Source organism: Mycoplasma sp. 327 (genome assembly GCF_053851655.1).
Window position 1 is genome coordinate 40,505 of record NZ_JBSQBA010000006.1, and the last position, 11,375, is coordinate 51,879.

Sequence of the window (11,375 nt, forward strand, 5' to 3'; positions counted from 1 at the left end):
AGGAGAAAAAAAATGCTAAATAAGTTAATTGATCATACCTTCCTTGGTCAAGCAGGAACAACAAAAGATATAGATAAATTAATAGAAGAGGCTAAAAAATATGACTTTAAATCTGTTTGTATAGCGCCTTCTTATGTTAAATACGCAAAAGAACAATTAAAAAATACTGATGTCTTAATTTGCACAGTTATTGGTTTCCCATTAGGATATAACGTTGCAAGTGTTAAAGTTTTTGAAACAAAAATCGCTCTTGAACACGGCGCAGATGAAATTGATATGGTTATGAATGTTGGGCGTTTTAAAGACAAACAATATGAATATGTTCTTAATGAAATTAAAGCAATTAAAGAAGTTTGCGGTAATAAAGTTTTAAAAGTAATCATTGAAACAGCACTACTAACAAATGAAGAAATTGCTAAAGCAACCGAAATAGTATTACAATCAGGTGCTGATTTTATTAAAACGTCAACTGGTTTTTCATATAGAGGAGCAAGTTTTGAAGATATTAAAATTATGAAGGAAGTCGCTAAGGATAATTTATTAATTAAAGCATCTGGTGGAATCAAATCACAGGATGATGCATTAAAAATGGTTGAATTAGGCGCTAATAGACTAGGTACCTCAAAATCAGTTACAATTATCGAAGGTAAAGTAGATAATAGTTCAAATTACTAGTTAAAAATTTAACAAATAAGTAAGGACAAAATATGGTAAAAATTTTTCAACACCCTCTTATCAATGCTAAGTTGACAAAGATGAGAGACGAAAACACCACTCATAATGAGTTTAGGCAAAATCTTAATGAAATAGCATCTTTAATGGTTTATGAAATGTTAAGAGATTATCAAACTAAGCCGTTAGAGGTCAAAACACCAACAGGTTCAATTTTTCATGGCGAGCAATTGGATAAGGAGATTGTTATTATTCCTATATTGCGTGCTGGTCTTGGTATGGTTAATGGTATATTAGATTTAGTACCACAAGCTCGAGTTGGTCATATTGGAATGTATCGTATCGAGGAAACCACACAAGTAGTTGAGTATTTTTTTAAAATTCCTAATGTTGAGAAAGATAGCTATGTAATTATTGTTGACCCAATGTTGGCAACAGGTTCATCGGCTTGCGATGCTATTAGTAGATTAAAAAAACAAGGTTTTATAAACATTAAACTTATATGTTTGGTTGGTGTTGAACAAGGGATTAACAAGGTTAATATTGAGCATCCTGATGTAGATATTTATTTAGCTTCAAAAGATGAAGAATTAAATGAAAATAACTATATTCTTCCTGGTTTAGGAGATGCTGGTGACCGTATTTTTGGAACAAAGAAATAGAAAGAGAGACTATGTGTCTCATTTTCTATTTTCTACCTTATTTTTAAAGAAAATAAATATTTAAATTTTGAAGAAAGGAAAAAAATGGCTTTTAATAAAGAATCAAATAATAGAAGATTTTTATTTGCTCTTGATCTTGATGGTACATTGTTAGCAGATTCTGGTGCTGGAACTATTCACCCTAAAACAGAAGAAGCAATCAAGAGAGCTATTAAGGAAGGACATATTGTATCTATCATAACTGGTAGACCATGAAGAAGCACAATGCCGGTTTATCAAAAACTTGGATTAAACGCTATTGTGGGTAATTATAATGGAGCTCATATACATAATCCTGCAGATCCATTCTTTATACCAACAATAACATATCTTGATTTGAATGAGGTTTTATACATTTTAGGTGATCAAAAAGTTAAAAAAGAAATTTCAAATTATGCTATTGAAGGGCCGGACTGAGTTCAATTAATGCATAGAGATCCGAACCTAGAGAAGGTCTTTGGTTTTAATCAAGCTACAAAATTCCGCGAATCAATAAATTTGGAAAAATTACCCTTAAAACCAACAGGAATAGTTTTTGATTGTCAACCTACAACTGATGTTCTTGATTTGTTAACATATTTAAAAAGAAGATATGGAGATCTTGGCGAATTTTCATCTTGATCAAAAGGTGAAGGATTAAGCCCTGTTTTTGATATTACATCTATTGGAGTTGATAAAGGTAAGGTTATTTCTTTAATGATGAGATATTACAACATTGATATTGACGATACCATTGTAATGGGAGATTCATATAACGATCTTAGCATGTATGAAATCGGTAATGTGGGAGTTTGCCCTGCGAACGCTGAGCAAGCAATTAAGAAGGTTTCGACAGTTGTGATGCCTCAAACAAATAAAGAAGGAGCGGTTGGATACTTTATTGATGAATTTTTAGATAATCCAGATAAATATATTGAAATGGCTAAGAACCTAAAAAATGAATCAAAGAAGAATTTAAAAACTGTAAAAGCCGATAATTTTTATAATAAAGACGAAAAATAATATGATGACAAAAGATTCTGATTATATTGGCGTTGATGAAACGGGAGTAGGCGATTATTTTGCTCCTATTGTTTCAGTTGCTTGTTTTATTCCGGAAGAAAATATTCAATTAATTAAAAATCTTGGCGTTAAGGATAGTAAAAAACTTAGTGATTCTAAGATAACGGGGATTGCTGAATACATTATTAAAAATAATGTTGTTTTGTTTAAGGATACAACAATGAGCCAGAAGGGTTATAATAACTTGATTAAGTTTGGAATTAATAATAATGCAGTTAAAACTCTTATTCATATGAATTCAATTGATAGATTGCAGAATATTGTAAAAAATAATAAAAAAGTTGTTATTGACCAATATACAACATTGAATAAGTTCAATGAGCATATAGCAAACCTTTATAATAAGAATCTTATCAAGAAGAATATTTTTGAGAGAATTAGTTTGGTACAAGAAACAAAAGCTGAGGATAAATTTTTATCCGTGGCTTGCGCTTCCATTTTAGCAAGATATATTCTTCTTAAAAAGATGGAAGCTCAAAAAGCTAATTATGATGGCTTTGATTTTATACTTGGAGCAAGCGATTTGGTTATTAAACAAGGAGTTAGTTTTGTGAAGAAATTTGGGATTTCTGAGTTATATAACGTCGCAAAGTTTCAATTTAAAACGACAAAGAAAATTCTTGAAGAACTAGAAAAATAGCTGTGTTTTGTGTAACTTAACCATAAAATTTATATATTAAAAAAATCCCTATATTTTCTAGTAAAATAATTAGGTTAAAATATTTTAATTTTTAAAAAATTATTAACAAAAGGGTGAGACTCCTTGGCCAAATATAAAGGCCCAAAAGTCCAAAAGGAGAACTATAATGTCAAAATATGAAATTATGATTCTAGTTAACCCTACATCAACAGAAGAAAGTGTTAAAGATTTAGTATTCTCAGTATTAGATGAAAAAAACACAAAATTCGAAAGATTAGAGAGAACTGAATTAGCGTATCCAATTAACAAATTAACACGTGCAACATATTTCTTGATTTTAACAAGTGCACAACCTGAATTAATAAAAGAATTAACAAGAAAATTTAATATTGATAAGTCAATTATTAGATCATTAATTATTAATTTAAATTCAGAAAAAGGATTGAAGCCAAGAAAACAAAGAAGATTTACAAAAAGAAATTTTGAAAATAGAAGATCATTTGATAAAAATGAAAACAAAGAAGCAACATCAAATGATAGAAGAAATGAACAAAGAAGACCATACATTAAAAAACAACAACCAGTGGCTAAATAGTTAATTTTATTTTATTGGAGGCAAAAGTTATGAACAAAGTTATTTTAGTCGGAAGACTAGCTTCAAAGCCATATAAGGGGATTACTGCTTCAAGTGTTGAATATTCAAGGTTTACAATTGTTGTAACTAGAACATATTCGACGCCTAACTCTGAACCTGTTGCGGATTTTATTCCATGCGTAGCGTGAAGAAGCAATGCATCATTTATTAACAAATTTTTAGATAAAGGGTCGTTGATGCTAGTTGAGGGAACTTTCCAATCAACAAGAACAACTGATCAAAATGGGCAATTAATTAATAATTATGTTGTTAGTGCTGATAAAATACAATCTCTTGAATCGCGAGAAGTTACTGAGGCTAGAAGAAAAAATAATTTTAAAGAGTTTAGCATTTCCAATGAAGAAAATAACAAGGTTCCAACTAGTGAACAAGCATCTACGGAACATACAAGTGATGTTGATGATGCCATAGATGGTTTGAGTTGAGACTTTTAAATAAAGGAGAAAAAAATGGCGAGAATTGTTCGTAAGAAATTATTCGTTCGTAAACGTCCATGTCAATTTTGTTCAAATAAATTACCTGTTGCTTATGTTGATTATAAAAATGAAGAACTATTATCAAAATTAGTAAATCTACAAGGAAGAATTATATCTTCAAGAATAACTGGAACATGTGCTAAACACCAAAGAGCGGTAGCATTGGCAATCAAAAGAGCAAGATTAGTTGCTATTTTGCCTTATATTGGTCCAGTTAAAAAAGAATTTGTTAAGAAGGAAGCGACCCCAAAACCAGTGGTTGATACTACAACACAGGAAACAAAATAAATTTATTTTATAAATAAGTGCACACGAAAGTGTGCGCTTTTTTATTGGTAAAATTGAATGAGAGTTGCTTTTAAAACACCATCATAGAATATTCTTATAGTTTTTTAATTTCAATTATAATTAGTAATATGAAATTAAACCTATCTAATCAGTTGCGCCCTAATAATTTAGATGATTTTGTTTGTTCAAAAATTAAAAGAAACCTTTTCAATTCTATAATCAAAAATAAAGACCTTTCTTCATTTATTTTTTATGGTAAACCAGGTTGTGGCAAAACTACAATAGCTTCAATTCTTGCTAATCAAATGAATGTTAATTATGATTTTTTTAATGCTGCTATTGATAAGAAGGATGATTTACTTACAAAAATCAAAAATAATGACATTTTAATAATTGATGAGCTGCATAGATTAAATAAAGATAAACAAGATATTTTGTTGCCTTACTTAGAAGACGGTTTTATTACCATTTATGCCACAACTACTGAAAATCCTTATTTTAAAATACAACCAGCATTGCGTTCAAGAACTCATATTATTGAAATGGATTTTCCAACGCAACAAGATATTAAAAAAAGACTACAACAGATATCTATACAAATGAAATTCGACTGATTAAAAAATGTTGAAATACAAGATTTTATTGCCACACAGGCTAACGGTGATTTTCGAGGAGCCATAAATATTGTTGATCTTATAAGTAAACTTAGTACAAGTGATAATATTACATTGGGAAAAATTAAAGAGTTGGTCCCCTCAATAAATTTTGCAAGTGATAATAATGCCGATAATCATTATGATTTGCTAAGTGCTTTTCATAAGTCATTGCGAGGTTCCGATCCTGATGCTGCTTTGTATTGAGGGCTATTAATTTTAAAAACTGGGGACACTAGCGATTTATTTCGTCGAATGTTATGCGCTGCTTATGAAGATGTTGGGTTAGCAAATCCAATGGTCGGCCCACAAACGCTAGCAGCAATTGAAAGTTTCGAGCGATTAGGATTACCAGAAGGTTATTTGCCGATTGGTTTTGCAATTCTTAATATTTCTTTGAGCCCCAAATCAAACTCAGGATATCTTGCTATACAACAAACTAAAAAAATATTGGAACGTAATTTAATTTATCAGCCTCCTTACTATCTTAAGGAATTTAATTTGTCTGCAAGTTTTAAAAAAGAGAAATATAAGTATCCTCATGATTATCCTTATCATTGAGTCCAGCAACAATATCTGCCTAATGAATTGATAAATTTAAAGACATATGAATATCAAGGCCAAGGTTGAGAAAAGAAAGTTAAACAATACTGAGAAATAGTTAAAAAAAAGGAGAACAACAATGTTTAATTTGGATAAAATCAATAATTTAGAAGACTTAAAAAATATTAAAAATCAATTTAATAATTCTCCTGAATTAAAACAATTAATGGAGCAATTAAAAACGGCCTCTAAGGAATTAAAACCAGAAATAGGTAAAAAAATTCAAGAATTAAAAAAACAAGCAGAAGACTTTTTTGATATAGCAAAGGATAAACTTAATAATTTAGAAATCCAAAAACAACTAGAAAAAGATTTTGTGGATTATGCCACTCCTGTTGAAAATGAAGGTTCAATTCATCCCGTTAATCTTGTTTCTCAAAAATTTAGAGAGTGGCTTTTATTTAATGGTTATATTGAGCTAAGTTATTCTGAAATTGAAAATGATAGATATAATTTCGAGAATTTAAACATTCCTGCATCACACCCAGCGCGAGAAATGCAGGATTCCTTATATTTAAATAATAATGAGCTTTTAAGAACACATAATACAGGAATAAGCGCTCGTGCACTTGAGAAATTTGCTAATAAGGAATTTTCACAGTTTGCCATTGGTAAGGTTTATAGAAATGATGAAGAAGATAAAACACATACTCATCAATTTACACAACTTGATTTAGTGAGCGTGGGTAATGTTTCCTTTGCGTCATTAATGTATACATTGAAAGAAATGCTTTCTTATGTACTTGAGGAAGACATAAAAATTAGGCTTCGTCCATCATATTTTCCATTTACAGAACCTAGTGTTGAGGTTGATATTTTTTTCAAAAATAGATGAATTGAGGTTTTGGGGGCAGGCATGTTAAATGATAAAGTTTTAAAATCTGCTGGTTATACTAATATGATGAACGGGTTTGCAGCTGGCATTGGAATTGAAAGAATTACAATGATTAAATATGGTATTGAAGACATTCGAGAGTTATATACCAATGATAAAAGATTTTTAAATCAATTTAAATAGAGGTTTAAGGAGTTAAGAATATGATTTTTTCATTTAAAACATTATGTAGACTAGCTAATTTACAAACTCATACTATCGAGGATGTTGTTGAAGCAATAAATTCAATTGGTTTTGAAGTGGAACAATATTATAAATTCAGTGATGTTGAAGGTATAAAAATATGTCATGTTACAAATACATACAAGAATCCTCAAGCCGATCGTTTAACAGTGTGCGAGGTTGAATATAGTGACGGACATAAAGCTATTATTCAAACAACTGCAACCAATATGAAAAAAGGTCAGTATGTTCTTTCCTTTGTTCCTGGTTCGAGAAGCAAAGAAATTATCTTTGCTCCAAGAAAAATGAAAGGCATTACTTCGGAAGGTATGTTTGTGAGTTTGGATGAATTAGGTTTTAATTCGAATGTAATTCCAGAGGAATTTGGCAATCAAATATTTCAATTAGATAAAATAGATTTAAATATCGACCCAATAACCTATTTTGATTTAGATGATTATATGATTGAAGTTTCAATTCTTTCTAACCGTGCTGATGCGCAATGCTATCTTGTTATAGCTAGAGAATTAGCAGCATTTTTTGATACCGAGATAAAATGACCAAAAAAGGCAAACCCTAACTTGATTTCTTCATTTGAGGTCAAAAAGTTAAATGATACTCATTCTTTTTCATTGGTTGAAGCGTCTAATAGTAATTTAAGATGTTCATTACAAGAACAAATGCTATTATGAAGACATAACATTAAAACATTCAATAATGCTGTAGACCTTACCAACTTAGTGCTTTTATTTGCCGGCGTCCCATGTCATATTTATAATAAAGAAGACCTGCAATCAAATGTGTTTAATGTTGATTATTATAGCGGTAAGCTAAATATTTTAGGTAATAAAGAAGTTGAATTAAAAAATGCGCTTTGTGTGTTTAATAATGAAACGCCTATATCTATTGCTGCTACTATAGGTTTAGAACAATATCAATTTAAGAAAGAATCTCAAAAAGTTATATTTGAACTTGCTTCGTTTAATATTATGAGTGTTAGAAAAAATGCTAAGCAAATCAAATTAAATACAAATTCATCAATGCGTGCAAGTCGTGAGATATCGGATGGCTCTTTGATTTTGGCTTATAATTTTTTAGCTCAATATTTAACTGATTACTCGCATCAAATCAATGTTCCCAAAACCCACAAGAAGAGTATCTTAATAGATAAATCATATTTGAATAAATGCGCAGGGTTTTCAATTAATAAAACTAAAAAGTTTAATGATGTAATGAAAAAAATATCTAAACTTGATTTTAAATTTAAAAATGATGAATCAGTTGTTGTTTTTCCAACTTATCGCTATGATTTAAATACTTTGCAAGATTTCGTTGAGGAGGTCTTTAGATTTTATGGTTATGATAATTTTCCACTAAAACAACCTAAAATAACAAGATTAAATTATGATATTAACAACGTTTATGAATACTATAGAACATTAGCAAATAAAAATTATTCAAATGTTAGAACATATACACTAATAAAACCTGAGGAAAATATTTTCGACCCTTTTAATATCAGAGAAATTTTGAATGCAGTGGATGCAAAAAATTATGATCACTCGCAGGTTCGTCTATCATTTATTCATAGTTTGAATGAGGTGGCTATTCATAATGAGAAACAAGGTTTTAAAAAAGGGTCTTATTTTGATATCGGAATGATCGGGCGCAAAATGAATATTTTGGGTCTTTGTTCAAATATTAAATCATTTGCTGAAATTAAACAAGATGTTATGTCATTGACTAATAAACAATTAGAGTTTAAAAAAACACATAGCACAATTTTTCATCCCAACGCATCATGTGTTATTTATCTAGGGTCAGAAATGATTGGATATATAGCTAAAATTCATCCCCAAATTATTAACTCAGATTATATTTTTGTAGAAATAATGCTTGATAAATTATTAAATGATTCTAATACTTTTATTAATTATCGACATGAACCTATAAAAACAAGGGATATTACTTTTGAACTAAATAAACACGAAACTGTTGAAAAAATCATTGAAAAAATTAAGTCAATAAAGGGCATTTATTCATACAAAATTATTGATACTTTTTATAAAAATAATGATACTAAAAATGTTACATTTTCCTTTTTAATTGAGGATTGAGCAATTAAAAAACTTGAGCAAGTTTTTGCTGTTTCTAAATAATTCAAATTTATATTTTTTTCTTCTGTTTTCGCTATTTTTTCCTAAAATACCCTACTTTAAAAGCGAGTATTGCAAAATATTAGTGGAGGCAAAAATATGAATGAAACAAACATAAAAAAGGTTGTTAATATTGATCAAATTTTGAAGGAAATTGAAAAAGAATTCGGTAAGGAATCAATTATGTTATTAGGAGAAGAACCTAACATAATTCCAGAAACTTTTAGTTCCGGTTCTTTAAACATTGATAATATTCTCGGAATTGGTGGATGACCAAGAGGCAGAATTGTTGAGATATTTGGTCCTGAAAGCAGCGGAAAAACTACATTAGCATTACATGCAATTGCTGAAATTCATAAGAATGGCGGCATTGCTGCTTTTATTGATGCTGAACATTCTATTGACCCAATATATGCTAAAAACCTTGGCGTCGATATTAAAAATTTAATTCTAGCTCAACCAAATTCCGGTGAAGAGGCATTAGAAATAGCTGACAGATTAGCCAAAACTGGTGCAGTCGATTTGATTGTTATTGATTCAGTGGCTGCATTAGTTCCAGAAGTTGAACTAAATGGCGAAATGCGAGACCAAACAATTGGTGCTCAAGCTCGATTAATGTCGAAAGCATTAAGAAAAATTACCGGTACATTATCTAAAAATAAAACAACGATTATATTTCTTAATCAAATAAGGGAAAAAATTGGAGTGTTGTTTGGCAATCCAGAAACTACAACTGGCGGTAAGGCGCTTAAGTTCTATTCCTCGATTAGGCTTGAGGTAAGAAAGTCACAAAATATAACTAGCAACGGTGATATAACGGGGAATCAAATTAAATGTAAGGTTGTTAAGAATAAATTAGCCCCACCATACAAAAGTGCACAAATTGAAATTGTATTTTCAAAAGGTGTATCAAGGGTTAATGAGATTATTCAATTAGCAGAGGAATTTATGATTATTTCTCGTAAAGGTTCATGATATAACTATAATGGCCAAAATATTGCCCAAGGTCAAATTAATTTATCGCTATTATTACAAACAAATAATGAACTCTATAGTGAAATTTATAATCAGGTCATTGAAAAATTAAACAATGTCTAATGTTTATTAAAAATGTGTTTACTTATAAAGACTTGTTTAACCTAAAAAACGTTAAATTATATATAATTTAAAACTATGAAAAAAGAGAATATAAACATTTTATTTCTTGGTGATATATTTGGAAACCCAGGTATTGATTTTGTTATAAAGAATTTAGACAAAATTATTAAAGACGAGAATATAGACTTTGTAATAGCACAATCTGAAAATGTTTCTGGTAGAAAGGGCTTTATTCCTGAACATTACTTTCAATTAAAAAATGCGGGGGTTAATGCCTTTACATTGGGTAACCATGTTTGAGCTAAACATGAAATAATGGATATAATTGATAATAATGACTTAATTAGACCTGTTAACATAGATCAAGGCTATCCAGGGTCAGGTATTAGACTATTTGATGTTAAAGGGAATAAAATTGCTGTTATATCATTTATGGGGATAACTTTTAATCCCCTATTGCAACCTTGGAAACAAGAGGTTGCCAATAACTTTTTTGATAAGTTTGATGAGGTATACAGCTTATATAAAGCTGATTATTATATAGTTGATTTTCATGCCGAAACAACATCAGAGAAATCTGTTTTTGGTTTGTATGTTGATGGAAAAGCTGATGCACTTATCGGTACCCATACACATATTCAAACAAATGATGCTAAAATTCTCCCACATGGAACATATTATTTAACTGACGCCGGAATGTGCGGCCCAAGGGATTGCGCTATTGGTTCTAATTTTGAAGAAGTTTATCAAAAAATGAGATATGATGCAAGATTGCCATTTAAAGTATCAAACAATAAGTGTCAGTTTAATGGTGTAGTTTTTACGCTAACTAAAAATAAAGATAAAAAAATGATTAAATTAATAAATTTCTTGGAGAAGTAATGAAAGAAAAAAAACAAATAAGCATGAAAGGCAATTTTCTAGTTAAAAAGTATAATTATCGAAAAAACATCATTTTTTATCTTTATCAATCAGAACTATTTAGTGTGCATTTAGATACGAGCGTTATTGTTAATAATCCTCTAAATGAAATAAATCCTTGTGAAATACAAGCGTTGCAAATAATAGAGTCAAAATATGAAACCTTAAAAAAAATTATTGAGAAGTTTATACTAGAAACATGGGAGTGGGAGCGAATTAGCCCATTAATTAGAGCAATATTAATATTTGGTGTTTATGAACTAACTTACAATGATAGTAGCGTAGTGATATATGAATTGGTTAATATTACTAAGCTTTTTTCACCCGGCAATGATTATAAATTTGTTAATAAAATTCTCGATAAAATTTCTAAACAAATAATTAATAAATAAT

At 29.5% G+C, this 11,375-nt stretch carries 13 protein-coding genes; all 13 read left to right on the forward strand.

Annotated elements, in window-relative coordinates:
- Nucleotides 1–12 precede the first annotated feature (12 nt).
- Nucleotides 13–675, forward strand: a complete 663-nt coding sequence (gene deoC, locus ACWXVS_RS02145; protein ID WP_438340399.1) for a deoxyribose-phosphate aldolase — start codon at nucleotides 13–15, stop codon at nucleotides 673–675.
- Nucleotides 676–707: 32 nt separating this feature from the next.
- Nucleotides 708–1,334 (forward strand): uracil phosphoribosyltransferase, encoded by a 627-nt coding sequence (gene upp / locus ACWXVS_RS02150; protein WP_438340398.1) that lies wholly within the window; start codon nucleotides 708–710, stop codon nucleotides 1,332–1,334.
- An 84-nt stretch (nucleotides 1,335–1,418) separates the two neighbouring features.
- On the forward strand, nucleotides 1,419–2,375 hold the full coding sequence (locus tag ACWXVS_RS02155) for an HAD-IIB family hydrolase (RefSeq protein WP_438340397.1): 957 nt from the start codon (nucleotides 1,419–1,421) through the stop codon (nucleotides 2,373–2,375).
- Nucleotide 2,376: 1 nt separating this feature from the next.
- The gene (locus ACWXVS_RS02160) at nucleotides 2,377–3,075 is read left to right on the forward strand and encodes a ribonuclease HIII (RefSeq protein WP_455994810.1); all 699 of its coding nucleotides are present in this window, start codon (nucleotides 2,377–2,379) and stop codon (nucleotides 3,073–3,075) included.
- A gap of 166 nt (nucleotides 3,076–3,241) precedes the next feature.
- Nucleotides 3,242–3,670: a 30S ribosomal protein S6 gene (gene rpsF, locus ACWXVS_RS02165; protein ID WP_438340395.1), complete on the forward strand. Its 429-nt coding sequence runs from the start codon at nucleotides 3,242–3,244 to the stop codon at nucleotides 3,668–3,670.
- 29 nt (nucleotides 3,671–3,699) lie between these two features.
- The gene (locus ACWXVS_RS02170) at nucleotides 3,700–4,164 is read left to right on the forward strand and encodes a single-stranded DNA-binding protein (RefSeq protein ID WP_438340394.1); all 465 of its coding nucleotides are present in this window, start codon (nucleotides 3,700–3,702) and stop codon (nucleotides 4,162–4,164) included.
- 15 nt (nucleotides 4,165–4,179) lie between these two features.
- Entirely contained in the window at nucleotides 4,180–4,494 is a 315-nt protein-coding gene (rpsR, locus tag ACWXVS_RS02175; RefSeq protein WP_438340393.1) for a 30S ribosomal protein S18, read from the forward strand.
- A gap of 128 nt (nucleotides 4,495–4,622) precedes the next feature.
- A complete protein-coding gene (locus tag ACWXVS_RS02180; protein ID WP_455994812.1) occupies nucleotides 4,623–5,837 on the forward strand; it encodes an AAA family ATPase in 1,215 nt (404 codons plus the stop codon).
- Nucleotides 5,830–6,768, forward strand: coding sequence for a phenylalanine--tRNA ligase subunit alpha (pheS, locus tag ACWXVS_RS02185; protein WP_438340391.1), 939 nt, complete (start codon nucleotides 5,830–5,832; stop codon nucleotides 6,766–6,768). The genes ACWXVS_RS02180 and pheS overlap by 8 nt, the downstream gene beginning before the upstream one ends.
- A 20-nt stretch (nucleotides 6,769–6,788) precedes the next feature.
- Nucleotides 6,789–8,966: a phenylalanine--tRNA ligase subunit beta gene (locus ACWXVS_RS02190; RefSeq protein ID WP_455994815.1), complete on the forward strand. Its 2,178-nt coding sequence runs from the start codon at nucleotides 6,789–6,791 to the stop codon at nucleotides 8,964–8,966.
- Between the two features lie 96 nt (nucleotides 8,967–9,062).
- A complete protein-coding gene (gene recA / locus ACWXVS_RS02195) occupies nucleotides 9,063–10,061 on the forward strand; it encodes a recombinase RecA (RefSeq protein WP_438340389.1) in 999 nt (332 codons plus the stop codon).
- Nucleotides 10,062–10,136: 75 nt separating this feature from the next.
- Entirely contained in the window at nucleotides 10,137–10,943 is an 807-nt protein-coding gene (locus tag ACWXVS_RS02200) for a YmdB family metallophosphoesterase (protein ID WP_438340388.1), read from the forward strand.
- Complete coding sequence (locus ACWXVS_RS02205; RefSeq protein WP_438340387.1) at nucleotides 10,943–11,374, forward strand: transcription antitermination factor NusB; 432 nt, start codon at nucleotides 10,943–10,945, stop codon at nucleotides 11,372–11,374. The genes ACWXVS_RS02200 and ACWXVS_RS02205 overlap by 1 nt, the downstream gene beginning before the upstream one ends.
- The last annotated feature ends 1 nt before the right edge of the window (nucleotide 11,375 follow it).